Source organism: Roseburia hominis A2-183 (assembly GCF_000225345.1).
GTDB classification, from domain to species: domain Bacteria; phylum Bacillota; class Clostridia; order Lachnospirales; family Lachnospiraceae; genus Roseburia; species Roseburia hominis.
In genome coordinates this window covers 789,578-815,316 of the sequence record NC_015977.1, presented here as the reverse complement: position 1 = coordinate 815,316, position 25,739 = coordinate 789,578, and the positions used below count along the sequence as shown (strand labels likewise).

Here is a 25,739-nt window from a genome sequence, read left to right as displayed (position 1 = left end):
ATCACGCTTTTTATGATTAAGATTCTACTACCAGATGTACCAATACGCAAACACTTATTTCTTCATTTTCGGCTGGAAAATCAGGCTTGCCAGATAGCCAAACACCAACGCCGCCGATATGCCCACCGCGCTTGCCTGAAAGCCTCCCATGAAAATTCCAAGAAAGCCATATTGATCCACCGCCTCTTTCACGCCCTTCCACAATACATTTCCAAATCCGAGCAACGGCACGCTGGCACCTGCCCCCGCAAATTCCACAAACGGTTCATAGATCTGTATCGCTCCAAGCAGTGTGCCAAGACACACCAGAAGCACCATGATGCGCCCCGGAAGCATTTTTGTTTTTTCCATTAAAATTTGCACCAGCGCGCAGATCAGCCCGCCAACCCAGAATGCATTGACATAATCCATAGCATTTTTCCCCTTTCTATCCTGCATGCTCAATGACGACCGCATGCGCAATTCCCGGCACTGTCATTCCCTCATTAAAGGAAACGGTCGAGAGCAGCGCTCCCGTCGGGACAAACAGGATTCTTTTCCATTTTCCTTCCTCGATCTGCCGCATAAAATGTGCCGAGAGCGTCACTGCCGCACACCCGCAGCCGGAACCGCCGGCACCCGTTCCCTGTTTGTCTGCATCGTAGATCTCAATCCCGCAGTCGGTGTGGATGCTGCTGATGTCATACCCTCCGGCTCTCGTCAGATCCCAGAGAATCTCCTGCCCGACTTTTCCGAGATCGCCGGTAATGATCTTATCGTAATCCGTCACGTTTCTTCCGAAATCCGACAGATGGCGGCAGATCACGTCACTGGCGGCAGGTGCCATGGCCGCTCCCATATTCATCGAATCCTTGATGCCGTAATCGACGATCTTGCCGGTCGTGATCCCCGTGATGCGCGCCTTGCTTCTTTTTTTCCCGAGCACATAGGCGCCACTTCCAGTGACCGTCCACGTCGCCGATTTCGGGCGCTGGTTGGCATATTCCAGTGGAAAACGGAACTGCTTTTCCGCGCTGGCAAAATGGCTCGACGTCATCGCCACAACATAATCCGCATACCCCGCCGCCACGCACATCGCGCCCAATGAGAGCGCTTCGCCACAGGTACTGCACGCTCCATAAAGTCCGAACAGCGGCACCTGATAGTCCATGAGCCCGAAGGATGTCGCAATGTTCTGCCCGAGCAGATCCCCCGAAAACAGATAACGGATGTCCTCGGTTTTCAAGCCTGCCTTTCCGACCGCCAGCGTAAATGCTTCCTTCTGCAGGGTACTCTCCGCCTCCTCCCAGGTGTTCTGTCCGAACTTGTCGTCCTCGCCCACCACGTCGAAGCGGTTCCCGAGCGGTCCTTCGCCCTCTTTTTTCCCCACAATACTCGCACTGCTTATGATGTAAGGAGCCTCCGCAAACGCGAGGCTCTGCTTCCCGACCTGTATCTCCATATCACTGCTTCCTTTCGCAAGACTTTTCCTTAGTATGCGGCGCACAAACGTGTATTATACCGGTAAAATACCATTTTGATTTTTGTTTTCTTCTGTTCACAAACTTTCCAGTAGTGGTTCGACTTTTTCTGTTGTGAATATGGTTTGTTATTGCGAAAAATGTTTCGTTGCCCGGATGATAGTTTAACTGTCCGGAAATTGGGGCGGCTGGGCGTGAAATTGGTTTGACTGTTCAGAAATGTTTCGCATGATCTTGAAATGATCGGACTGCTAGTCAAAAACGAAATTTCGCCGGCAGACAAAACAGAGGGTGCATGCGAGTGCCGGATTTCCGGCACGCATGTGCACCCTCTGTTTTATCGTATGACCATTGGTTGTGTTATCACTGACCTCTGTGATCGTTGACCGTACTGTTATTGTCATCGATCGCGCTGTATTTTATCACATTATGGATGATGTTTCAGCTGTCTTAAAAATATGCTCTTCTAGAAATCTACCTCTGTATCGTAGTAGCAACACTTCAACAGTTTTTCCATCTCCTCCTGGCTCGGCTGACGCGGATTCGATCCCGTGCAGGCATCCAGAATTGCATTTGCTGCAATCTCCGGCAGTCTCTCCAAGAATACTTCCTCCGGCACGAATCCCTGCTCGGTCGGATAGCTGTCCGCGCCGTAATTCTTGATACAGTGCGGAATCTTAAGATCATCATTCATGCCGCGCAGATATGTAATGAGGAGCGCCACTTTCTCATCCAGCGTATCTCCGCCCAGTCCCATAAAATCTGTGATCTCGCCGTAGCGCTTTTTCGCAGTCTCATCCTTGGCGTTGAATGCGATGACCTTCGGCAGATACATGGCGTTTGCTGCACCATGAATGATATGTGCGCCGTAATCTGCAAATGCAGCACCCGTCTTGTGAGCCATCGAATGAACGATTCCAAGCAGTGCATTGGAAAATGCCATACCGGCCAGACACTGTGCATTGTGCATGGAATCACGTTTTTCCATATCTCCGTTATAAGAGCCCACAAGATCTCTCTGGATCATCTTGATCGCATGCAGGGCAAGCGGATCGGTAAAATCACAGTTCGCCGTGGAAACATACGCCTCGATGGCATGCGTCATCGCATCCATACCGGTATGTGCCACCAGCTTCTGCGGCATTGTCTCTGCAAGCTCAGGATCCACGATCGCCACATCTGGCGTAATCTCAAAATCTGCAATCGGATATTTGATTCCTTTTTCATAATCCGTAATGATGGAAAATGCCGTCACTTCCGTCGCCGTTCCGGATGTGGAAGAGATCGCGCAGAAATGTGCTTTTTTGCGGAGCTTCGGAATTCCGAATACCTTGCACATATCTTCAAACGTAATGTCCGGATATTCATACTTGATCCACATTGCCTTTGCCGCATCAATCGGAGAGCCGCCGCCCATCGCCACGATCCAGTCCGGCTTAAATTCTTCCATTGCCTTGGCACCTTTCATCACTGTCTCCACCGATGGATCAGGCTCAATTCCCTCAAACAGACAGACTTCCATTCCTGCTTCTTCCAGATACTGCTTTGCGCGATCCAGAAATCCAAAACGCTTCATGGAACCTCCGCCGACACAGATCATCGCGCGCTTTCCCTCAAAGTCCTTTAAAGCCTCCAGCGCTCCCTTTCCGTGATACAGATCGCGCGGTAACGTAAACCTTGCCATATGCTCCTCCAATCCGCCACTTCCTGTGGCAACCATTTTTTGCAGCCTTTGCCCGCCGTTACTATCATACCCCAAATCCGGCGTCGTTTCTGCATACGTTAAGTATAACATATGCACAACCGGCGTTGCAATTCTTTCCGTTTCCATTCTGCAGGTTTTCTGCAAGAGATTTTCGCATCGTGTTCTGATATGCCGTTCCCATGTTCCGGCGTGGCAGGTTGGGGTGGATTCCAGGGGCTTCACATCTAAAGCAGATGACTCGGTTTTTTAGTTTTTTAGGTTTTTTAGGGTTTTTAGGATTCTTACCGCCCGGGCTTGGCGGCATTCTTTCTACCGGTCACTTTCCGCTTCATACCACGCAACATTTCTTTGTCTTCCGCACTTACACGATATGACTCCAGCATTTTCTGAATTGCCTTATTATAGGTATAATCATCCAGTTCATTTTCCAGCAGAAATGCCTGGGTCTCCTGCGGAAATTTTGCATAAGCAGTCGCAATTCCCCATGCGACTCCCATTTTGCAATAATAGCCCTCATGCTTTAGGCTGTTATATACGGCAAGCACACGGTCGATATATTCAGGCACCAGAAAATGATCCATCAGCATCACTGCCACCACCCGCTGCTCAAATTCACTCTCAGACGCGCGGTATTGCATCAGGAAATCCCACACCTCTGCCCGGTGCTTTCGGACAATCTTAAATGTAGAACAAAACCCATCATTGACTGACCAGTCGTGGATTTTCGGAATAAATGCTGCGGCATATTCCAAAAGCTCCTCCATCTCCGCTTTCACGTAGCCAATCACAAGTCCCTGCAGCATAATCTCCTCGTAGGTGTCATCACGTGCCTCCTTGAGATAAGTTCTCCAGTCTTCCTTTGCGAGCTGCTTCGCCAGCGAGCGCAGCACCGGAAGCCGCACTCCCAGAATCGAATCTGTCCCCGGAATCAGGCTGCTGGCAAAATCTTTGAACTGCTTTTCCGCATGTTTCTCTAAAAAATCACGTATCTGTTCGTTTGTCATTCTTTCCTCTCTTTGCACTGTCAATGAATTACTGTAAATGCGATTCTGTGTCTGCACTGTTTTCTGCGCACAATATGAATCTGTCAAGATTCATTATATCATCTTTTTGCGCTGCTTTCTGCGCATCCGAAGTTCCGCAGGAACTTCTAATATGAATCCGATAGGATTCATTATATCATCTTTTTGCGCTGCTTTCTGCGCATCCAAAGTTCCGCAGGAACTTCTAATATGAATCCGATAAGATTCATTATATCATCTTTTTGCGCTGCTTTCTGCGCATCCGAAGTTCCGCAGGAACTTCTAATATGAATCCGATAGGATTCATTATATCATACATCAACGATACCCCGGCAAAAGGAATTATCGCAATAAGCCTAGACCTCTTCTGGGTGATGTGTAATATTATTACAAACACACTTGGGGATTTCTAATAATATTACTTATCAAAGCAGGGCGCAATATGCTTATTGCGGCAATTCCATGCAAGCGCGTTCGCATGGAACATATCCGTCCGCTGCACGTAAGCATGCGCATCCGTCTTTGCTTCATGCTCACTTTTGTCTCCGCGAACATTATGTTACTAACCGTGGATTCTGGTCTATGCACGCAAAAACGTGCTCTCAGACCCGCAAAATGACAGAATAGTTGACATAACAACAGTATAAAAGAGTAGAACGGGTCTCAGACGCAAAAAAGCAGCTCTCAGACCCGCGAAATAGTCAAGAACGGGTCTCAGACGCAAAAAAGCAGCTCTCAGACCCGCGAAATAGTCAAGAACGGGTCTCAGATGGCAAAATGTATCTCCCAGACCCGCCACGACCCAAAATGCAGTTTTTATAACCTCATTTTCTGCTGCATCCTCCCAAAATCAGTTTTTTATAACCTCATTTTCCTACTGCAACCGCTCTGGAATCAGTTTTCATAGATCTCGCCGTCCACAATTCTTACCACACGACCCGCATGTTTTGCCACATTCAGATCATGGGTAATCATCACAATGGTATTTCCCATCTGATTCAGATTTTCAAAAAGCTTCAATACCTCTTTTCCGCTGTTCACATCGAGCGCGCCTGTCGGTTCATCTGCAAGCAGAATGGCAGGTTTTCCGACCAGTGCACGCGCAATGGCTACACGCTGCTGCTGTCCGCCGGAAAGTTCATTGGGCTTATGTCCGATACGCTGTGAAAGCCCGAGCATGTCAATCGTGTCCATACTCGCCTCCTGAGCCTCCGCGAGCCCCATTCCACGCATCAGAAGCGGCATAACAATATTCTGCAGCACGTTGTAGGTCGGAATCAGATGATATTTCTGAAAAATGAAGCCTATTTTCTGATTACGGATTTTTACCAGTTCCTTTTCTTTCGCCTGTTCGATTGCCACGCCATCCAGCAGATAGTTTCCGCTGTCCATCACATCCATGCACCCGATGATATTCATGAGCGTACTTTTTCCGGAACCGGAAGGACCCAAAATGGCAAGATATTCTCCCTGCTTTACGGTCAGCGACACATCTTTGAGCACATGGAGGGACTGCGTTCCCATGCGGTATGATTTGTTGATATTTCTCATTGTGATTACGTCTGTATTTTCTATACTTTCTGCTTTTGTGACCGCGCAGATCGCCGGCTCCATATCCATCACTGCATCCATATCTCTATAATAACCTCCTCACCGTCTTCGCTGGTCTCTATCAGAAGCTTCAGCAGATCGCCAGCCGCCAGCCGCTGAAACGTCGTCTCGGTACCTGCCGTGGTGTGCACCACCGTGCTGACCGGAATCAATGTTGTCACACTTTTACCACTCATGCCGCCATTTCCGCCCGGTGCTCCTCCACCGTTACTTCCTGTTCCGTCCGATGTTGCATCGCCCGGCATGTCGCCATTTTCTTCCTGCGGCTGTCCGTCTGACGTCTCTGTGTTAGCATCCGTTCCGGAAGTTCCCTGCGACATCCTGCCAGGCGCCCCCGAGCCATCTCCAGACGCCTCCGTGCTATCCCCTGGCGCTCCTGCGGTATCACTTCCTCCCGGCGCCCCTGAACCATCACTTCCTCCTGGCGCTCCTGAGCCATCTCCGCCTTTTTCTGTATTCTCGGTGTCTTCCGTGCTGCTTGCAAGATATGCCTCCACCACCGATTCATCGACTTCCATATATGTCAATTCATTTCCCTCGATGCTGGTCACATAGGCATACACATATTTCTGATTATCCGCCAGTGTCTCCGTGTCTGCCGTCCTGCGGGTCCATGCGAAAATGCCTCCGCCGCCGAGCACTGCTGCAAGCGCCACAATGCCGCCCGCCACCGCTTTCTTCTTTATCATGCCAAACCTCTTTTCAATTATTTATTCCGCGCCAAGTGCCTCCACTGGAACCAGATTGGACGCCTTATAAGCCGGATAAAATCCGAAGATCGTTCCTGTTCCCACCGCAAACATAAGCGCAATCAAAAATGCTAACGCCGACAGTTCCACACGGACGCCGAGGTACTGTACAATCGGCGCCACAGCCAGCGATGCCAGATTCCCCAGCATACCACCGATGAGACTGATTGCCGCCGCCTCCGCGAGGAACTCCAGCAGAATGTCCCGCTTGGAACAGCCGATCGCTTTTAAGATACCGATCTCATTGGTCCGCTCTTTTACAGATACAAACAATACGTTCATAATGCCGATTCCACCGACCACGAAGACGATCGCCGCCATCGCAATGAGAAGCATCGTCAGAATCTGGTTGGAAGCCTCCGCCGCCTCCATCTTGCTTCCTGCATCCTCAAATGTGAACTCAGCGTTCGGGTAACTGGTGGCAAGCACTTCTGTCACTTCCTCGATCACGCCTCCTACATTATTCACATCTGCCGCCAGCACCGTGATCGTCGGGCTGACCGATGATCCGACCAGATATTTCACACCGGTCGCATAAGGGATAAAAATGGAATCATCCGGGCTGATACCGGACGCGACCGTTCCCATGCTTTCCAGCACACCGTTTACCACATAAAGCCGGTCGTCGATATAGATCACGCTTCCGTATGCCTCAATGGCACTGCCGAAAATCTCTTCGGCAACGCTTGCGCCGAGCACGCAGACTTTTTCTTTGTTCTCATCATCATCGTCGGTGATAAAGCTTCCGACCGCGAGGGAGAGGTTGCTGATCGTCTCGTAGTTACTTTTCACTCCTGCGATGGTATAGGTATCGGCTTCATCGAGATCTCCGCCATCCACACTGGATTTTGTGGTGTAGGAAATGGTCGCTGCCGAGATGCCGGACGCAAATGTTTCGATGTCATCCACATCATCCTCGCTCAGCGTGATATTTTCCTGATTCATGCGGTCTTCCATATCGCTCTGTCCGCCGAAAAAACTTCCCATATCCGGCATACCGCCGCCGTCACCGGAAGGCATCTCTCCCCCCGGTGATCCGCCCGGCGCCTCGCCTCCCGATGAGGAACCGCCTCCCATATCGCCGGAGGGTGCTCCGCCAAAACCTCCGCCAAAGCCTCCGCCGCCACCCGGCGCCATCATTGCCATGTCGGAATCCGAATCATCGCTGCTTCCTCCGCCGCCAAAATCTGTCCCGCCGTCATAGGAAATGTCCACCGCACCGGCATTTAAGTTTTTAAACTGGTCTGCCACGTCCGCCTGACCGCCTTTACCAATGGCAATGACCATCACGATGGTGGCCGCACCAACGATAATGCCGATCGAGGTCATGATCACCTTAAATTTGTTCTGTGTGATATTGATCCAGACCAGTCTCAATAATTCTTTTGGCTTCATTCTGTCACCTGACTTTCTATCAGCACAGTTTCACCTTCCGTGAGCCCGGACGTGATTTCCACGTTGACCCCGTCAGAAAATCCCGTCTCCACATCCACCATGCGGATCGTTCCGTCCGCATCCTTCACCTTGACATAGGATGTCGTTCCGTCCGACTGGACCGCCTTGTTGGATACATATAGCACATCCGTCACCTGCCTGCTGATAAATGTGACGTTTCCTGTCATGTCCGTGTATATTCCAGTGATGTCCCCGGTAAACGCGGCAGTCACATTGTAAGACACCGTGGAGGAACCGCTGGAAGATGAAGTGTCAATGCTCTCCACCTCCCCCGCAAACGTCTGATCCTCATAGGCAGACAGCTCGATCTCCACGACATCTCCGACTGCAATATTCGTGATGTCCTCCTCCGACACGGAGACGGTGATCGTCACCGCATCCGTATTGGAAAAAGTGGCAACCGTTGCGCCGGAAGAGATGGTATCCCCTTCCTCGTACTCCAGATCGGTAATGGTTCCCGTATACTCCGCATAGATCGTACCGTCATCCCCGATGGCTGTCTCAAATTCCTCAAGTGCCTCCTCCGCGTCGGACAGCGTATCTTTTGCATCGGTAATGTCATTGTCCGCCCCGGAGACATCCACACTGTACTGACTGGATGCATTTTTTGCCGAGAGTTCTGCTTCTTTCAACGTTTTCTCCGCCTCAATGGACTTCGTGGTATAGTTGTTTTTCGCTGCCACAAGCTTTGTGTACAGTTTGTCATAATTTTCCTGCTCCTCGGTAAGCGATGCGCTTAAGTCCACGCCCGCATCGATCTGCTCCTGATAGTAATTGATCAGGGACGCCGACGTATCCACCGCTTCCTGCGCGTCATCCACAGCCTCCTGCAGCTGCTTGATGGCAGCTTCGTAGGTCTCCTGTGCAACAGATCCCTCCGCCGTGCTCAGATTGTAGGAGTAACTTGCCGATACTTTTTGCTTTTCTGCACTTAAGCCCGCCTCGCTGACGGCTGTCTTCGCCTCCGTCACCGCTTCCTCAAGATCTTTTTTATAAGATGCCACGCTCTCCTCTGTAAGCTTTAAGATGGGATCGCCCTCCGCAACCGACTGCCCTGCGGTAACATAGACCGTTTCCACCTCAAGGGTCGATGCCGTGCTGGTGGACGAAGTCGCATTTCCTCCCGCACTGTTCTGCGCGGACGAGTTGTTCTGCGTGCTTGCAGAGGAAGAATCCTCTGAAAAATCAAGAGTCTGATCCAGCGTGCCGATCGTTACACTGCCGCTCTCCGTCACGCCCGCCGTCAGATTTCCTTTCTCCACGGTTACTTCCTTATATACGGTCTGCTCTTCACTGTCACTTCCCGACTGATTTGCAAAGGTGACGGTTCCTGCGGCAAGCACTGCCGCCGCAGCCACTCCGGTCACCAGCCAAAGCTTTTTCTTCTTCATTCTGTCTTTCCTCCTGCTTCCTCTGTCTCAGACGCTCCGATCGTCTCGGTTTTTCCTGCGGTCTTAGTCTCTTCCATTTCTGTGGCTCCAGTCGCCTGTGTTTCAAACTTCACCGTTGCCTGTACGCCAGTAGTAAGTGTGCCATCTGTATTGTCCACGGCAACAATGACCGCATACGTCACATTGGACATGCTTCCGCCGGATGTTTTTTCCGATGCGATGGAATAGACGGTTCCGTCGATTGCTCCCATTCTGCTTCCACTGATCTGTACCTGCACGGTGTCGCCGACCGCAAGTTTTGCAATATTGTTCTGTGATACCTCCACAGAAATCAGAATCGTATCCAGATCGTAATAGCTTGCAAATGCGGTATTTTTAATCAGGGTATCCCCCGCCTCGTAAGTCACCGATGCAAGCGTTCCGTCACGGTCCGCACATACAACGCCATCCTCGATCGCTAAGAGTGCGCTCTGCTGTTCCTTCAGCTCATCCAGCGTATCCTGCGCTTCGTCCACAGCACTCTGCAAGTTTTCCAGCGAAGCTTCATACTCGGTATCTGCATTTTTTCCCTCCAGAACCGCCTCTTCATACTGCTGTAAAAGCGCCGGCTGCGCCGTCATCTCATTGCGCTCTGCCTCGTCGCAGGCGTCACTCAGCTCCTCCAGCTCGTCTGTCAGCTCCGCAATTTTCTCATTTGCCTCTGTCACCTTCGTGTTATATTCCTCGACCGCCTTCTGGAATGTCTGATTGGCAAGCTGCAGTGCACTGTTTGCGCTCTCCGCCTCTGTCTGGCTCTGCGACAGGGCGTCGGCTGCCTCCTGCACGGCGGTATAGTCCGCAGCCAGCTGATCCGCCAGCGCCGCAAGATCCGTGTGGGACGCTCCGGCTTCAATCTGTGTTTTCATGTTCGCCATATCCGCTGCATATGCGTCCTTTGCCACCTGACTGCTGCTCTGTGCATCAGAAAGCTGCGTCTGCTTTTCCGTGAGCGTCGCCTGCGCCGTATCGACTGCCGCCTGTTTTTCATTGATCCCGACCTGTGTGTAGTAGGTGCCGTTGTCGATGGCATCCTGATAATCGGAGATCTCCTCCACCGCCTCATCGTACGCTTCCTGCGCCTCGCTGGTCTTTACCGACAGCTCGCTGACTGCCGCATCATAAGTATCCTGCGCGGTGTCCGCTGCAAGTTTTGTGGAGGAAAGCTCGCTCTCCGCCTCCAGCACGCCGTTCTCAAAATTGATCTGCGCAGATTGCAGTGCCGTTTCCGCATCTGAAATGGCATCCTCATAGTACGCCTTTGCATCCGCCATGCTCTCATCGTCGATCTTGAATAAGGCGTCGCCCTCCGCCACGGTGCTTCCCGCTTCCACGTAGACTTCTTCCACCGTCATGGTCACCGCATTCACAGAAAAATCAGGCAGCTGGCTCTCCGTTTTCACCTGTGTGGTTCCTGTCCCGGAAAAGCTGCCGTCTTCCTGTCCGTCTGTCTCATCTATCTGTGTGTCCTCCTCCGTCTGATCCGCTGTGCCCGAAGCTGCTATCACATGATAGCCAACTCCGCTTCCCGCAACTGCGGCAGTCAGAATCCCGGCAAGTATTCCGTAAAATTTTTTGGAATGTTTTCCCAGGAGTTTGTGTACCCACGCTATTTTCATTGTTTCATCCTTTCCCTTCCGGCATTTCATCCTCTCTCATGTTTCACGGTAAGGATAGCATCGCTTTCTAAAGGGTAGCTGAATGTAATGTGACGGTTATGTGACGGAACCGTTAAATATCTGTGTTTCACGGTGGACAGAGCGCACATCCTTTGACAGATTAGGTAAAAAGTATTACAATACTTCCGTTTCTATAGATCTGTTACATTGGAGATTATTCATGAAGAAAATTGCTTTTTTTGATATCGACGGAACACTGACTTCCGAGATTGACGGTTCGATTCCGGAAAGTGCCGTCTATGCTATACGGGCGGCGCGGGCAAACGGGAATCTGATGTTCATCAATACCGGGCGCTGTTTTCAGAATGTGGAACAGCGTTTCCGTGATGTGGGTTTTGACGGCTTTGTCTGCGGCTGCGGCACAGATATCTACTGCGACGGTGCCGAAATCCTTCATGTCGCACAGACGCACGAGACCGTAATGAAGCTGCTTCTCGCAGCCAGGGAGTGGGATATCGATATCCTGTTTGAATCCAGGAAAGAGGTTGCTTTTGATCTGGCAAGACCGCTCCGGCACCCGGATGCCAGACGGCAGTATGAGGCGTTTGAAGAACGCGGCTATGAGATGCCGGAGCACCTTGAGAATCCTAATTTTTTCTGTGATAAGTTTGTCCTATGGTTTGAGCACCCCGAGCAGCTTGCCGGTTTCCGTACCACAAGTGACCGCTATTTTGAGTGCATTGACCGGGGCGGCAATTTCCGCGAATTCGTTCCGCTCGGCTACTCCAAAGCCACCGGTCTTAACTATGTGCTTGATTATTACCGGATAGACAAAAAGGACGCCTATGCCTTCGGCGACAGCAACAATGACCTTCCCATGCTCACTGCTTTGACAAACAGTGTCGCCATGGGCAACGCCTCTCCTGCCACGCTTTTTGACAAGGTGTCCTATGTAACGGAAAAAGCCAGCGAAGACGGTATCCGCCTTGCGCTGGAACATTTCGGTTTTATCTAAAGTCTGCGGTTATCCCGCACGAGCACCACAGCCATCACAATGGCTGTGAGAAGCTCGGATGCCGGGAACGACAGCCACACGCCATTGATGCCAAATGCTGCGGCAAAAAGCATTGAGCAGCCAATAATGCAGACAAATCCCCTCATGATCGATGTCACAAACGATTCCCTCGCACGTTCTGTCGCGCTTAAAAATCCCGCTCCCACAATATTGATTCCGGCAAACAGAAAGCCGATAAAGTAAAGACGCATTCCCGTGTGGGCATACGCTGCCAGTTCCGCAGAATATTCACTGTTAAACAGACCCACCAGCGAATCCGTAAATCCGTAGACGGCTCCGATGAGCACTACCGCGATGCCAAAAGCCGTGGCAAGTCCGAGGTTTCGTATTTTCCGGACGGATTTCACATCTCCTCTTCCATAGCAGTCGCTCACGATCGGCTGCGCTCCCTGCGACACTCCGTTGAAGATTGCCATTGCCACAAGCGCAAAGTTCGCGATCACTCCGTAAGCCGCCACACCGATATTTCCCACAAGGCCGAGAATCAGGAAATTGAACACGGTCGTGATGACTCCGGAAGAAATCTCCCCCACAAATGCCGGGACGCCAAGCTGACACGCCCCGAATAACTGGGCGATGGACGGCGCGTGCAGCCGGAACCGCACAGTATTCTTTTTTCCAAGGAAATGCGCGCTGCAGATCAGAATGCTGATGATCGGCGATGCCGCCGTGGCAAGCGCCGCTCCCTCTAACCCCATGCCAAGCGGAAACATAAAAATATAGTCAAACAGAATGTTGGAAAAACTTCCCGCGAGGGTTCCCGCCATCGCTAAGGACGGCTGGTTATCGTTGCGCACAAATGCCATGATGACGTAGTTCATCATGAAAAACGGCGTAAACAGCAGAAAGATTCTCGTATACCCGGTTCCAAGCGCCACAATTCCCGGATCGCCGCCCATCAGCGCGATGATTTTATCCGGGATAAAAATGCCCGCAAGTGTAAACAGGATTCCAATGATCCACACAAAACAGATGGCGTTGGAAAAATAGTCGTGCGCCCGCTCCTCGCCCTGCGCTCTTAAAATCGTAAAGCGCGTCGCAGAGCCGACACCGATCATCGAGCCGATGGCAAAAATCAGATTGTAGATCGGCAGCACCAGATTTAAGACCGTGATTCCGTCCGTTCCCGCCGCCTTCGCAATAAAAAAGGTATCAGCGATGATATAACAGGAGATACCTAACATTCCGAATATATTCTGTGTGACATACCTGGCAAATTGTTTTGTGACTGACATTTACTTTTCCCCGCAGTTCTTTTTCATACTCATTGTTTCTTATCTTACAACCGGAGTGAACCGCATGTCAAGCTGTGGAGGCGGCAGAATGCGGTGCTTCCCGGCTTGATATGAGATGGTATCTTTTTCGGTTGTTCGCTTTACTTTTCTTTTGTAGTATGATTTAATAGAAACCATTATAATATCTTTTTGCGTTGTTTTCTGCGCATCCGAAGTTCCGCAGGAACTTCTAATATGAATCCGTTAGGATTCATTATATCATAACCATTTTTCTCTATGTTCTTCCATGAATTTGTTCATTCGATTGCAGACACTTTTCACCCAGAGCACCCCAGCGATACCAAATTCATAATCTTTTCTCATTATATGCCAACGCTCCTTTTCCACCTGTACTTAAAACAGCAGCGGGCATTTTTAGCACATAAAAGTATACCGGATCCTCTTAACACACACCATCTATAGAACAGGAGAATACCATGACACCTTTACACACACAAATCCTCACTGCCCGCGACCGCAACGGGCAGGAACTTCGTACCATCCAGAACCAGCTTCAGAAGCTTCCTCCCGGAAAACTCATCTGCTCCCGCAACGGAACCACTGTCAAATGGTATCAAGGCGACGGTCACTCCAAGACCTATATTCCGAAAGCAAACCGCGCTCTCGCCGAACAGCTGGCGCTGAAAAAGTATCTGCAGCAACAGGAGCAAATACTCTTGCAGAAACAGGCAGCGATCACCGCATATTTAAAATATTACCCGGCGGACAGCCTCTCTTCTGATGATCCGCATCTTCTCTCTGATCCCGCCTGTGAAGATCTGCTTCGTTCTTATTTTTCCACCGCCAAAAATATTCCAGCCGTCTCGAATATTTCAGATATCCCGAATATTTCGACTAATTCCGCTGTCGAATGGTCTGCCGCTTCCTACGAACGCAATCCGCTCCATCCCGAGCAGCTGCTTCACAAAACCGTCTCCGGAGAGAGAGTTCGTTCCAAATCGGAAGCCATGATTGCCATGCTGCTCCACCTAAACGCCATTCCTTACCGCTACGAATGTGCGCTCTCCCTTGGCGGCGTCACTCTGTTTCCGGATTTCACCATACGCCATCCCGGAACCGGCGCTCTCTACTACTGGGAGCATTTTGGCTTGATGGATGATCCCACCTACGCCAAAAACGCCGGCTCGAAACTTTCTCTCTATGCCGCAAACGGCATCATTCCATCCGTTCATCTAATCACCACGTACGAGACCAAAGCATATCCCTTAAGCGCCGGCATGATTGAGCATCTGATTTCCTACTATTTTCTGGATTCCGCGGTCTGAATCCGTACATCCCTCTTCCACTGTCACTTCCTGCTTTTCGTCCAGCGCGGGTCTGGAACAGCGTTTTTCCTCTCTCAGACCCGAAAATCACAATATTTCGGGTCTGGGAGAACATTTTTCTTCTTCCAGACCTGGGTGGCTTCTTTTTTCTCTTCTTTTTCCTTCTTTTCGTCCACTTCTCGGGTCTGGAACAGCGTTTTTCCTCTCTCAGACCCGAAAATCACAATATTTCGGATCTGTGAGAATGTTTTTCCTCTTCCAGACCCGCACGGAAAAGGCACTACACCATTCCCCACCATTTTAATCCCCAATAGATGAGTCCAAGCACCCAGCTTGAAAATATTCCGTATAAAATGACCGGCCCGGCAATCGTAAAGATCTTGCAGCCAATTCCGAAAACCTGTCCTTCTTTCTGGAACTCTATGGCGGGCGCGGCCACACCGTTTGCAAATCCGGTAATTGGCACCAGCGCGCCCGCGCCTCCCCAGTTTGCAATCGAAGGGTACAGATTCAGACCGGTGAGCAGTACAGACAGCAGAATGAGCAGCATAGAGCACCAGCTTCCAGATGTTTTCTGATCCAGTCCGTAATTCTCACACACGTTCAGAATAAACTGCCCGATGCAACAGATGATCCCGCCTGTCACAAACGCCTTCGCCATATTCCACCAGAGATTATGGGTGGGAGTCACCTGCTTCACATAATCATTGTATTTTTTTTGTAAACGTTCTTTTTCCTTATCCACTGCGCGACCTCCGTCTTTTTTGTCAGTATGCGCATTTTATTTATTTCTATTCCTCCGACCGCTTCTCCCGCCATTTTCCCTCTGTAATGCTGTGATGCCCAGGCTTGCTATGATGCACAAGCTTGCTATGATGCCCCGGGCTTTATGCGTTCTGCCAGTCATCCGGCAATGTGACCGTCCAGAGATATTTTTCAGTGCGTCCCCAGTCTAAAAGTTCCCGCATCTGCTCATCATATACATCTTCGGGACGGTAGTCCGCCACCATCCCGAACAGATACTTTTCCTTCTCATCCGCTGGTGTCAGCGTCGGTATCTTCTCCGACAGAAGCGCGAGCAGTTCCTCCGGCTTGATGTCCTCCGGGATCTCAACTCCGGAAAGGTTGGCGATAATTCCCGCAGCATAATAAAATTCATAATTTCCTGTCAGAATTGACTTCTGCATATTGCACTTGATAATCACGCTCTGGCGTGCGATGGATGGCACCATAATTTTCCTCCGTAAAAAAACAATCTCCCATCATTGTACTACTGTGCCTTAAAATTTCCAAGGAAATAGTACAGCGATCCTGCCACTTTTCCTGCCGCCATCGCAAGCATGACCCAGAAGAGTCCGACCTTTAAGCCCATGCGCCGGAATGTAATCGGAAATGTATTCAGGATCTCCGCGAGCGCCACCGCGATGCTTCCCACAAATATCCCGGCAGAAATACCGTACACGCACAGAAGCGCCGGTCCGAACGGAATCCGGATCTGCAAAAAAACAGACGCCAGATTTCCACAGATTCCGCCCAGAATCACGGCATTTTCAGAATGCAGTGTCTCTGCCGCGCGGTTGCACTTTCCAATCATACGCGGAATGACACCGATGACGATCAAAAACGCAAATGTTCCCGCAGAGACGGCAAGTCCCGCGGCAAGCCCGCAGAAGCCCAAAAATATATGCTCAATTAACATCGATGCTGTGTCCCTTTCTCTCCGCGTTCTCTATGAACGTAGTATCTATGTCCTTCTCATATTTGCGCATCTCCACCTGCATCGGCGTCGGATCCGGCGTGATCTTCTTACTGCCCACATGATTGAAAAACAGCGTAATGCCAATGGCAAGTCCGATGCTGTAACAGATTTCAAGTTCTGTCACGCCGCTTGACTCCTTTCCCATCACCTGCCGATAGAATTTGGAAAAGACATCTCCCACGGATACATCGTTGTTGAACGCCATAATCGTGAACGCCGCCCCGAAAAAAATGACCACGCAGAGCGCGACGGTCTTTAACGCATTGATCCACTTCGGTTTCTCGGGATTGGGAATGTATTCAATGATAAAATCCTTCTCTCCCTCATTGCTGATGTCCACATTCGGATATTCCTCATGAATCAGTTCGACGATCTTTAATATGGAAAAAACCTTCATCTGGTTCTTCTGTTTGCGCGGATTCATCACCTCCGCAAACGTATAGATTTTTTTCTGCTTCAGCTGGCGCACAATCGAAGCATCCGGGCACTCCATTTTCGCAATGTCCCCAAGCGTCACATGCCGGTCTGTCACGATTGTATTCTGGTCAATCTTAAGATACAGTGTCTCACTCTTTGCACTCATGCCGCAGTTCCCGCTTCCCATGTAGAATTCCGTTCCACCAGCACGCCGTCCACCGGGGTCTCCCCCTCTCTCCCGTATTTCAGATATAAAAGTGCCCCGCAGATCAGCGCGATGGCCAGCACTCCCACAAGGCATGCTCTGTATTTTCTGCAATTCATATTCCTGTCCTCCTGTCCGTTTTTACATCACTTGCATGATTTATGCATTATTATGCCTGTCCTCACAGATATTATGTACAGGACAACTGACAAAAGTACCAGATTGCTTTTTTTATAAAAACGTGTTACTTTTTCATATGGACATTTTATTATCAGAAAGGCGGACATCCAAATGGCTGTAACCAAGGAAATTCTGGCTCTCGCCGTGGAAATCGGCGATGCACTGCTTCGGAATGGTGCCGAAGTCTACCGCGTCGAGGACACGGTCATGCATATTCTTGAGGCATACGAAATTGAAAATTATGATGTTTATGTGCTTTCCAACGGAATCTTTGCAAGTGCAAACGAGGATCGTGAAGATGCCTGCAGCATGATCCGCCACATTCCGCTCGGCACCACGCATCTCGGGCGCATCGCTGCATTAAACCAGCTTTCCCGCGAGATCTGTTCCCACGAATGTTCGCTGATCGACGCCTGGAACCGTCTGGAAAGATGTAAAAATATTTCGTTCGGTAAACCTGTCGTCCACATCTTCTTCTGCGGACTAGGTTGTGGCTGTTTTTCCTACCTTTTCGGAGGTACAGCCCTGGACAGCATCGTCGGCTTTTTTATCGGCATGCTGCTGCAGGTATTTCTGTTTGCCTTAAAGCGCCATAAGAATTCCAAGTTTATCACGAATATCCTGGGAAGTGCATTCGTAACGCTGCTGTCGCTGATTGTACTCTCCTTTGGTACCCCCATCCTCTACGATAAGGTCATCATCGGAGACATCATGCCGCTCGTCCCCGGAATCGCGCTCACTACGTCGATCCGCGACTTTTTTAACGGAGATTATCTGTCCGGTGCCATTCACATGATTGACGCCATCCTGACCGCATTTTGTATCGCTGTCGGCGTCGGCACCGTCATTACGATCTATCATTTTGCAAGGGGAGGTGCAGCGCTGTTATGATTATCCAGTTTATTGTGAGTTTGTTTGCCACACTCTCTTTTGCGGAACTGTTTGGCGCGCCGAAAAAGGAACTGTTTTTCTGCGGTCTGACCGGTGCCATCGGCTGGGTCGTCTATGTGATCGGCTTAAACAGCAATATGGGCACGGTGCTTGCGAATCTGACCGCCACCTTCGCACTCACCGTATTTTCGCGTATTCTGTCCGCGATCCGCAGAAATCCGGTAACCGTTTACCTCATCGCCGGTATTTTTCCGCTGGTTCCCGGAGCAGGTATTTACTATACGTCCTACTATTTCATCATGAACGATATGACGCAATTCTCCAACTATGGCATGGAAACCATCAAGGTGGCAGGTGCCATCGTGCTGGGAATTGTCTTTGGCTTCGGTCTGCCGCAGAGCTGGTTTAACGCGCTGCAGCGAATAGAAAGAAAAAAGACGGCTTTGTAAAATCCTTACTTACACAGACTGATATGCTCCCTTACATCTACTGCTCTGCAATCTTCGCCGCCAGCTCCTCCAGGTACTCCCAGCGCTCCATCTTTTCCTCGAGTGCCTGTTCTGCCGCTTCCTTTTCCGCCAGAAGTTCCCCAAGCTTCACCGAGTTCGTGGCGTTTTCCGCCATGTCGGCATCCAGCTGCTCCACTTTTGCTTCCAAGTTCGCAATGTCATCCTCGATCGTCTCGTATTCCCTCTGTTCCTTATAACTGAATTTCAGCTTCTTCTCACGTTTCCAGGTGTTTCTGGAATCCGCCTGCTCTGCTGCATCCTGCCCGGATGTCCCGGTCACACCGCCGGCCTCCTGTGCGCTTTCCGCCTCCGAGACTCCGCGTGCTGTCATTCCCTGAACTTCCGCCGTTTCGCCCGGCTTTCTGCCTTCCTCCGCCAGTCGGTTGACATAATCTGTATAACCGCCTTCATACTGCCGGATCTCTCCGTTTCCCTCGAAAGCAAAAATACGCCGCACCACGCGGTCGAGGAAATACCGGTCATGCGATACCACAATCACGATTCCCTCATAGCTGTCCAGGTAGTCTTCCAGAATCGCAAGGGTCTGCGTATCCAGATCGTTCGTCGGCTCGTCTAAAATCAGTACATTCGGCGCCTCCATCAGCACGCGCAGCAGATTTAATCTGCGCCGCTCACCGCCGGAAAGCTTTCCGATCGGACTGTACTGCTGCGCTGCCGGGAACAAAAAACGCTCAAGCATGTTCGATGCCGAGACCAGACCGTCGGTCGTCCGCACATACTCCGCCGTGTTCCGGATATAATCAATCACTTTTTCCTCCGGGTCCATGTAGGCAATTCCCGCTTCGCGGCTCGTCTCAATCTCCTGCGTATAGTAGCCGATCTTGATCGTTGCCCCGACTGTGATCGTGCCTGCATCCGGTTTGATGCGCCCCGCAATCATCTTCATCAGGGTCGTCTTGCCGCTTCCGTTTGCACCGATGAATCCGATCCTGTCCCCTTTCAGAAAAATATAGGAAAAATCCCGCAGCAGCGTCCGCCCGTCATATCCCTTGGTGATGTGATCCAGCTCGATCGTGGTTTTTCCCATTCTGGAATAGACGGAACTCATCTCCACCTGGCTGTCGCGCTCCGGCGCCTTCTGATTCTTCAATTCTTCATAGCGCTGCAAGCGCCCCTTCTGCTTGGTTGTGCGCGCTTTTGCCCCCCGTCTGACCCATTCCAGTTCCTTCCGCAGTACAGACTGACGCTTGCGCTCACTCGCCTCGGCGCTCTCCTCCCGCTCCGCTTTCCGCTCCAGATAGCCGGAATAATTCGTCTCATAGCTGTAGATTGCCCCCTTGTCCACCTCGACAATACGGTTGCATACGCTGTCCAGAAAATAGCGGTCATGCGTGATCATCACCAGCGCACCGCGCCATTTTTTCAGATAATTTTCCAGCCAGTCCGCCATTGCCGAATCCAGATGGTTCGTCGGCTCGTCTAAAATCAGCACATCACACGGCACTAAAAGTGCTGCCACAAGTGCCAGACGTTTTCTCTGTCCACCGGAAAGTTCTCCGGTTTTCTGTGTAAAATCGGTAATGCCGAGGCGCGTCATCATGCTTTTTGCATCGCTCTCAAGGCTCCATTTCTGTTCCTGTGCATGCGCGTCTGCATCGGTGCGCTCTGTCCTCCCGCTGCCGACAAAATTTAAGACACACTGTGTCAGCACACTGTCAAGTACCGTCATCTCCGGATCGAACACCGGATTCTGCGGCAGGTATCTTACCACGATATGGTTGGCGCAGGTCACCTGGCCTTCATCCGGTTCCTCCAGCCCCGCAATGATTTTTAACAGGGTGGACTTTCCCGTCCCGTTGATACCGATTACCCCGACTTTTTCTCCCTCCTGCAGATAAAAGGAAGCTTTGTCCAAAAGCTTCCTCTCTGTGTATGATTTCGTTAAATTCTCCGCGTTAATAATATTCATGTCTCTTCTCTTTCTTTCCTGTTTCTGTATGACTCAAATGGCTCTCACCGGCCGGCTTCCTTCTGCGTTTCTCCTGAAACAGCCGCCTGCTACCTATCGTTTTGCGCTTTCTCCTGAAACGTGCGGATATACCGCAGGCACTCCTGTTCCGGCAGAGGTCTGCCATAATAGTATCCCTGAATACATTCCACCCCAAGCTGTTCCATCGCTTCGCTCTGCTCCCGCTCTTCAATTCCCTCGATAATCAGCGGAATCCCCAGCTGTTTGATGGTATGAATCTCATTTTCAAGCACGATGCGCGCCGCCTTGTCGTGGAACGACGCCCACACGATTTCCTTGTCAATCTTGATCTCCTGGAATGGAAAATGGATCAGATAGGAACAGTTCGCATTTCCGCTTCCGTAATCGTCGAGCGCAAACGACACTCCCATTTTTCCCAGCTCATGCATATGCCACAGCATCCGCTCCGGGGCGCCAATCGCCGTGCGCTCCGTCACCTCCAGCGTCAGCATGGACGGCGGAATATGGTAACTCTCAAGCACCGGCCGGATGGTCTCGGTCAGATTCTGGCGCAGACACTGCACCATCGAAATGTTCACATGGATGGTGCGGATTCCAAGCGAGCCGTTCGAGAGCACATGTTTTGAGAGAAAACGGCAACACTGCTCTAGCACCTGTTCCCCGATATGGATGATATTGCCGTCGCGCTCCGCAAGCGGAATGAATTCCTCTGGCGGGATGAAGCCCAGCTCCGGATCCTTAAGCCGCACCAGCGCTTCTAAGGACACAATCTGTCGTTCTTTCAGGGAATATACCGGCTGATAGTAGACCAGAAATCCCTTCTCCCGGATCGCCCGCGCCACGGCAATCTCCACTTTTCTGCGGCGGCGGTACTGTGCGATCATGTCCGCGTCCGCCTCCACGATGACCTGCGCGCCGGACTTTCCGGCATTTTCAAGCAGGAACTCCCGCATTCCGTAATATTCCGCCATCGCCTTAAAGTCCATCGGGTAGTGCTGCACCACCGTCTCCATATCCAGCGCAATGCGGTTCTCCTGCACCACCCAGTCACTTTCAAACCGCTTTTGTATCTCACATTTTAACCTTTCACACTGCTCTTTGGTGTCTGCAAACACCGTAAATGCATCTCCTGCCGTGTGAAACACATGAAATTTTCCACACAGATCATACAGATACTCCCCGATCTCGCGCAGCAGTTCATTGCTGTTCTCGGTACCCAGAATCGTGTGGATATGGTAAAACTTGCTCAAATGAATCGTGAGCACATAGCCCTCGCCCTTTCTGCGGAGCCGGTCCTCAAGCTGCGATTCAAATGCCGTCCCGTTTCCGATTCCCGTCGTCGTATCCAGAAACACCACCGGATTCTGAATCTGCAGATAGAGCATTATGAGCACGACCGTATTGCTGACGCTGGTGCAAAGGATCTCTCTGTACCGGTATTGCAGCCCGATCATGGCGGCTGCCACAGCCGTGTAGGCGCACACGATGACCTTCGTGCGAAGCGTGGTATATTTATGCTGCCGCACGACAATCAGAAGATCCAGCAAAAAGAAGATCACAATATACGCGTATCCGTAATCCGCGCCGACGCCCTGATAATAACTGCCGTCACTAAAGTAGTAAAAAAATCCGGTCACCGGCGTCACTGCCACCAGCACAAGAAATGCGGCAAACGGGATTATGCCCGCAGCCGCAAATACCGTTCTCTCCCTGCCGCGGATCGCACATGCCGCCATAAAATACCGGTAAACCAGATATGACGAAGCCCCCTCCAGCACAAAAAAAGCAAACGCCAGTACCTCGTTCAGACGCTGCGGAACGAGGGCTGCATTTGCTAATCCCACACATGATAAAATGTTCATCAGACACTCTGCTTCACACACAAACAGAAGCCAGCCGAATACCCGTGTCTTCTCCCCGGGAAACTGGCGCACGAATACAAAGTGCAGTAATATAATTGTCATAATTAAGAGTGATGCGATCTCAAAATCATAATTATACTGCACCTGTATCTCCCTCCTGCTCTTCCTGTGCCGCCTTTGCCTCCAGAATTGCCTCATTGAGCTGGAGCATCTTTGCGTCCAGCATGGACACGATTCCCGAACACTCGCGCAGATCCCTGCTGATGTAATCCGGCGCATTTCCCTCAAACTTATAGTAGATCTTGTGCTCGAGGCTCGCCCAGAAATCCATCGCCATCGTCCGGATCTGAATCTCCACCTTCGTGTCGATAATACAGTCCGACAAAAAGATCGGTACCGTCACCAGCATGTGATAGCTTTTATATCCGCTCTCCTTGGGATGTCTGATATAGTCCTTCACGGAGATTACCGTGAGATCATTCTGCTTGCCGATCATCTCGGCAAGGCGGTAAATATCCGACGTAAAAGAACAGACAATCCGGATTCCCGCAATGTCATTGATGTAATTCACCATATTGTCGATCGAGGAGTCATAGCCATACCGCTTCAGCTTTTTGACAATGCTCTCCGGCGCTTTGATGCGCGACTTGATATATTCAATCGGATTGTACTGATGTACCTGTTGAAATTCGTCATTTAAAATCTCGACCTTCGTTCTCACTTCCTTGAGTGCCGAGTTATACAGAAAAATAATGGTGTTCCAGCTATCTACGCCTTCACCCAGGGTTACTTCCCCTAACGCAACCGGCTTGTCCATGTGTTCCCCTCCAGATGTCTCCCCTTATCATTTATTGCAATACGCTCCGGCAAAAGTCCGGAAAACCTCCGGCTTCCCGGACTCGCGGGCGCGTATTTCGCAGTACACGTCCAAGAAATCACAGATTTCTTGGACTACCGGGCAGTCGCCCTATCAAAATCGTGCCAGCGAAAATGTGCTCTGCAAGCAGGCAATTTTTGCTGTTACGATTTTGGCACTGCTCATTGCTTATGTACATTATACCATATTCCGGGGGGATTAGGCAAATCGAAACACAGCCTGCTGAAACCGGTTCTTTATTTCCTTCCATAACTTATGCAGCTTAATCCTCCTCGATAACCTGCATTTCCAGAAAATCAAAATCAATCTGCTCGATAAAGGAATCCTGCGTAAAGCGCGTCTTGGCATGGCACTTGAATTCATTCACATTCGCCTCCAGCCAGATCGGTTTTCCGAGATCAAATTCATAGCACACTTCCTCAAGCGCATGGAAAACCTTGTGTGTTCTTGTCTCATCGGATTCATCCGTGATCGTCGTATCCCGCAGCAAGTGGTTGTTCTTCATCATCTTAAACCAGATTCTCATTTTCCGTTCCTTCTCCTCTGCCTGTTGGTCTCATACATAAGCAATGCTGCGGATACTGCCGCATTCAGGGATTCCACACTTCCCTCCATCGGTATCCGCACGTAGGTATCTGCCAGCCCCGCGATCTCATCGGACAATCCGTTCCCCTCGTTCCCAATCAGAAACGCCGTCCCTTTGCAGTAGGACGGTTCGTCATAGTGCATCTGTCCCTTCAGATGCGCCGCGTATATGCCAACCTTCTGCCGTTTTAATTCACCGATCGTCTCTGCCAGATCGTCCGCAATATAGTAGGGTACCCGGTAAATGCTTCCCATCGTAGAGCGGATGGTCTTTGGATTAAACAGATCCACCGTCGTCCGGTTCATAATGATGCCGGTAATTCCCGCACCCTCGCCGGTCCGCAGCATGGTTCCCAGATTCCCCGGATCCTGGATGCTCTCAACAATCAGCAGATGTGTCCTGTCCCCGCGCAACAGATCAGAAAGCGGATACTGCGGCATACGCACCAGACATAAGATCCCCTGCGGCGTCTGTGTGTCGGAAATGCTCTTAAATACCGCATCTGCAACGACTTCATAGATCTTTCCGGCAAGCAGCTGCTCCGCCTCCGGTTCCTCCAGAAAGCGCTCGGAGACATAAACCTTAGAGAGCCACTCCGGCGGAACCTCCTCAAACATCTTTCTGCCTTCCACAACAAACAGGTTCTGGCTTTTGCGCTCTTTTGCCTTTTTCATCAATGCCGTAATATTTTTCATCTGCTGATTGCTGCTGCTCGTAATCATGACTGCTCCTTTTTGTTCCCTAAGCGGAAAAAACTCCATGAGTTCCCGCCCATGGAGTCTTATGATCGTTCCAAATACTGTTATGTATCTTACATTGAAAGATTCTTGCTGATCTGATACTGATACTCCGGAATGCATTTCTGCATTGCAAGTGCCGCATCGATGTCGTCATCCACGAAATCGCCGTGACGATAACCAACGACACGGTTGCTCTTGCCCTCGCAGAGCAGATCCACTGCCAGCGCACCCATCGTGGATGCATAGACACGATCCTTACAGGTCGGGCTTCCTCCACGCTGCATGTGACCCAGAATCGTCGCACGCGTCTCAACGCCGGTTGCAGCCTCGATACGCTTCGCCATACTTGCAGAATGTCCGATACCCTCAGCATTGACAATAATGTGATGCTGTTTGCCGCGTTTACGGTTCTCGATGATATGGTTTACAATCTTCTGCTCATCGTAATCATACTTCTCCGGAAGCAGAATATCCTCTGCGCCGTTCGCAATACCGCACCATAATGCAATATAACCTGCACCGCGACCCATAACCTCGATGATGCTGCAGCGCTCATGAGAAGTAGAGGTATCACGTACCTTGTCGATCGCTTCCATTGCGGTGTTCACCGCTGTATCAAAACCGATGGTATACTCTGTACATGCAATATCAAGGTCAATCGTTCCCGGAAGACCGATCGTGTTGATACCGAGTGCCGCCAGCTTCTGCGCACCTCTGAAAGATCCGTCACCGCCGATAACGATAATTCCGTCGATTCCATGCTTCTTGCAGATCTCTGCTGCTCTCTGCTGACCTTCCGGTGTCTTGAACTCCATGCAGCGTGCTGTCTGTAAAATAGTACCACCGCGCTGGATGATATCGGAAACGTCTTTTGCTTCCATATCCACAATCTCTTCCTGAAGAAGTCCTGCATAACCTCTCTTGATTCCCTTGACTTTCTTACCCTTGGCAATGGCTTCCCTAACCACTGCACGGATTGCTGCGTTCATACCCGGGGCATCGCCGCCGCTCGTGAGTACACCAATGGTGTTTATCTCTTTCGCCATTTATCGTTCCCTCCTCATATAATATACCCATTT

Annotated in this window: 26 protein-coding genes; 4 read left to right on the top strand and 22 right to left on the bottom strand. The window is 50.6% G+C overall.

Annotated features, from left to right (window positions below):
• Positions 1-54: 54 nt before the first annotated feature.
• The 9 genes from spoVAE to RHOM_RS17315 all read right to left on the bottom strand — a co-directional run bounded on the left by spoVAE (position 55) and on the right by RHOM_RS17315 (position 11,048).
• A complete protein-coding gene (gene spoVAE / locus RHOM_RS03685; RefSeq protein ID WP_014078916.1) occupies positions 55-411 on the bottom strand; it encodes a stage V sporulation protein AE in 357 nt (118 codons plus the stop codon).
• 16 nt (positions 412-427) lie between these two features.
• On the bottom strand, positions 428-1,441 hold the full coding sequence (gene spoVAD, locus RHOM_RS03680; RefSeq protein WP_014078915.1) for a stage V sporulation protein AD: 1,014 nt from the start codon (positions 1,439-1,441) through the stop codon (positions 428-430).
• Positions 1,442-1,926: 485 nt separating this feature from the next.
• Positions 1,927-3,144: an iron-containing alcohol dehydrogenase gene (locus RHOM_RS03675; RefSeq protein WP_014078914.1), complete on the bottom strand. Its 1,218-nt coding sequence runs from the start codon at positions 3,142-3,144 to the stop codon at positions 1,927-1,929.
• Between the two features lie 302 nt (positions 3,145-3,446).
• Positions 3,447-4,169 (bottom strand): DNA alkylation repair protein, encoded by a 723-nt coding sequence (locus tag RHOM_RS03670; protein WP_014078913.1) that lies wholly within the window; start codon positions 4,167-4,169, stop codon positions 3,447-3,449.
• 912 nt (positions 4,170-5,081) lie between these two features.
• Positions 5,082-5,819, bottom strand: coding sequence for an ABC transporter ATP-binding protein (locus RHOM_RS03665; protein WP_014078912.1), 738 nt, complete (start codon positions 5,817-5,819; stop codon positions 5,082-5,084).
• The gene (locus RHOM_RS03660; RefSeq protein ID WP_014078911.1) at positions 5,807-6,487 is read right to left on the bottom strand and encodes a hypothetical protein; all 681 of its coding nucleotides are present in this window, start codon (positions 6,485-6,487) and stop codon (positions 5,807-5,809) included. Before RHOM_RS03660 ends, RHOM_RS03665 begins: the two co-directional genes overlap by 13 nt.
• 21 nt (positions 6,488-6,508) lie before the next feature.
• The gene (locus RHOM_RS03655) at positions 6,509-7,942 is read right to left on the bottom strand and encodes an ABC transporter permease (protein ID WP_014078910.1); all 1,434 of its coding nucleotides are present in this window, start codon (positions 7,940-7,942) and stop codon (positions 6,509-6,511) included.
• A complete protein-coding gene (locus RHOM_RS03650) occupies positions 7,939-9,393 on the bottom strand; it encodes an efflux RND transporter periplasmic adaptor subunit (protein ID WP_014078909.1) in 1,455 nt (484 codons plus the stop codon). The genes RHOM_RS03655 and RHOM_RS03650 overlap by 4 nt, the downstream gene beginning before the upstream one ends.
• Entirely contained in the window at positions 9,390-11,048 is a 1,659-nt protein-coding gene (locus RHOM_RS17315) for an HlyD family efflux transporter periplasmic adaptor subunit (RefSeq protein ID WP_158307316.1), read from the bottom strand. Before RHOM_RS17315 ends, RHOM_RS03650 begins: the two co-directional genes overlap by 4 nt.
• A gap of 220 nt (positions 11,049-11,268) precedes the next feature.
• Between RHOM_RS17315 and RHOM_RS03640 the strand changes: the two genes are divergently transcribed.
• The gene (locus RHOM_RS03640) at positions 11,269-12,063 is read left to right on the top strand and encodes an HAD-IIB family hydrolase (protein ID WP_014078907.1); all 795 of its coding nucleotides are present in this window, start codon (positions 11,269-11,271) and stop codon (positions 12,061-12,063) included.
• On the opposite strand, the gene RHOM_RS03635 is transcribed toward RHOM_RS03640, so the two are convergent.
• Positions 12,060-13,358: an MATE family efflux transporter gene (locus RHOM_RS03635; RefSeq protein ID WP_014078906.1), complete on the bottom strand. Its 1,299-nt coding sequence runs from the start codon at positions 13,356-13,358 to the stop codon at positions 12,060-12,062. The two genes, RHOM_RS03640 and RHOM_RS03635, sit on opposite strands and share 4 nt — an antisense overlap.
• 476 nt (positions 13,359-13,834) lie before the next feature.
• Between RHOM_RS03635 and RHOM_RS03630 the strand changes: the two genes are divergently transcribed.
• The gene (locus RHOM_RS03630) at positions 13,835-14,683 is read left to right on the top strand and encodes a hypothetical protein (protein WP_052298515.1); all 849 of its coding nucleotides are present in this window, start codon (positions 13,835-13,837) and stop codon (positions 14,681-14,683) included.
• 74 nt (positions 14,684-14,757) lie between these two features.
• On the opposite strand, the gene RHOM_RS03625 is transcribed toward RHOM_RS03630, so the two are convergent.
• The 6 genes from RHOM_RS03625 to RHOM_RS03600 form a co-directional block, all read right to left on the bottom strand.
• Positions 14,758-14,982, bottom strand: a complete 225-nt coding sequence (locus tag RHOM_RS03625) for a hypothetical protein (protein WP_044024602.1) — start codon at positions 14,980-14,982, stop codon at positions 14,758-14,760.
• A complete protein-coding gene (locus RHOM_RS03620; RefSeq protein WP_014078902.1) occupies positions 14,964-15,428 on the bottom strand; it encodes a SpoVA/SpoVAEb family sporulation membrane protein in 465 nt (154 codons plus the stop codon). Before RHOM_RS03620 ends, RHOM_RS03625 begins: the two co-directional genes overlap by 19 nt.
• 142 nt (positions 15,429-15,570) lie before the next feature.
• A complete protein-coding gene (locus tag RHOM_RS03615) occupies positions 15,571-15,915 on the bottom strand; it encodes a DUF3837 domain-containing protein (RefSeq protein ID WP_014078901.1) in 345 nt (114 codons plus the stop codon).
• A 38-nt stretch (positions 15,916-15,953) separates the two neighbouring features.
• On the bottom strand, positions 15,954-16,382 hold the full coding sequence (locus RHOM_RS03610) for a stage V sporulation protein AB (protein WP_014078900.1): 429 nt from the start codon (positions 16,380-16,382) through the stop codon (positions 15,954-15,956).
• Entirely contained in the window at positions 16,372-17,025 is a 654-nt protein-coding gene (locus tag RHOM_RS03605; RefSeq protein WP_014078899.1) for a stage V sporulation protein AA, read from the bottom strand. The genes RHOM_RS03610 and RHOM_RS03605 overlap by 11 nt, the downstream gene beginning before the upstream one ends.
• On the bottom strand, positions 17,022-17,183 hold the full coding sequence (locus RHOM_RS03600) for a hypothetical protein (protein ID WP_014078898.1): 162 nt from the start codon (positions 17,181-17,183) through the stop codon (positions 17,022-17,024). The genes RHOM_RS03605 and RHOM_RS03600 overlap by 4 nt, the downstream gene beginning before the upstream one ends.
• A 172-nt stretch (positions 17,184-17,355) precedes the next feature.
• Between RHOM_RS03600 and RHOM_RS03595 the strand changes: the two genes are divergently transcribed.
• A complete protein-coding gene (locus RHOM_RS03595; RefSeq protein WP_014078897.1) occupies positions 17,356-18,135 on the top strand; it encodes a threonine/serine exporter family protein in 780 nt (259 codons plus the stop codon).
• Positions 18,132-18,584, top strand: coding sequence for a threonine/serine exporter family protein (locus tag RHOM_RS03590; RefSeq protein WP_014078896.1), 453 nt, complete (start codon positions 18,132-18,134; stop codon positions 18,582-18,584). The genes RHOM_RS03595 and RHOM_RS03590 overlap by 4 nt, the downstream gene beginning before the upstream one ends.
• A gap of 37 nt (positions 18,585-18,621) precedes the next feature.
• On the opposite strand, the gene RHOM_RS03585 is transcribed toward RHOM_RS03590, so the two are convergent.
• The 6 genes from RHOM_RS03585 to pfkA form a co-directional block, all read right to left on the bottom strand.
• Complete coding sequence (locus RHOM_RS03585; protein WP_014078895.1) at positions 18,622-20,574, bottom strand: ABC-F family ATP-binding cassette domain-containing protein; 1,953 nt, start codon at positions 20,572-20,574, stop codon at positions 18,622-18,624.
• 89 nt (positions 20,575-20,663) lie between these two features.
• Positions 20,664-22,601 (bottom strand): GGDEF domain-containing phosphodiesterase, encoded by a 1,938-nt coding sequence (locus tag RHOM_RS03580; RefSeq protein WP_014078894.1) that lies wholly within the window; start codon positions 22,599-22,601, stop codon positions 20,664-20,666.
• On the bottom strand, positions 22,591-23,274 hold the full coding sequence (locus RHOM_RS03575) for a GTP pyrophosphokinase (protein WP_014078893.1): 684 nt from the start codon (positions 23,272-23,274) through the stop codon (positions 22,591-22,593). Before RHOM_RS03575 ends, RHOM_RS03580 begins: the two co-directional genes overlap by 11 nt.
• A gap of 322 nt (positions 23,275-23,596) precedes the next feature.
• A complete protein-coding gene (locus tag RHOM_RS03570; RefSeq protein WP_014078892.1) occupies positions 23,597-23,860 on the bottom strand; it encodes a hypothetical protein in 264 nt (87 codons plus the stop codon).
• Positions 23,857-24,642, bottom strand: a complete 786-nt coding sequence (locus tag RHOM_RS03565) for a TrmH family RNA methyltransferase (protein ID WP_014078891.1) — start codon at positions 24,640-24,642, stop codon at positions 23,857-23,859. Before RHOM_RS03565 ends, RHOM_RS03570 begins: the two co-directional genes overlap by 4 nt.
• 89 nt (positions 24,643-24,731) lie before the next feature.
• Positions 24,732-25,706, bottom strand: a complete 975-nt coding sequence (pfkA, locus tag RHOM_RS03560) for a 6-phosphofructokinase (RefSeq protein WP_014078890.1) — start codon at positions 25,704-25,706, stop codon at positions 24,732-24,734.
• Between the last annotated feature and the right edge of the window lie 33 nt (positions 25,707-25,739).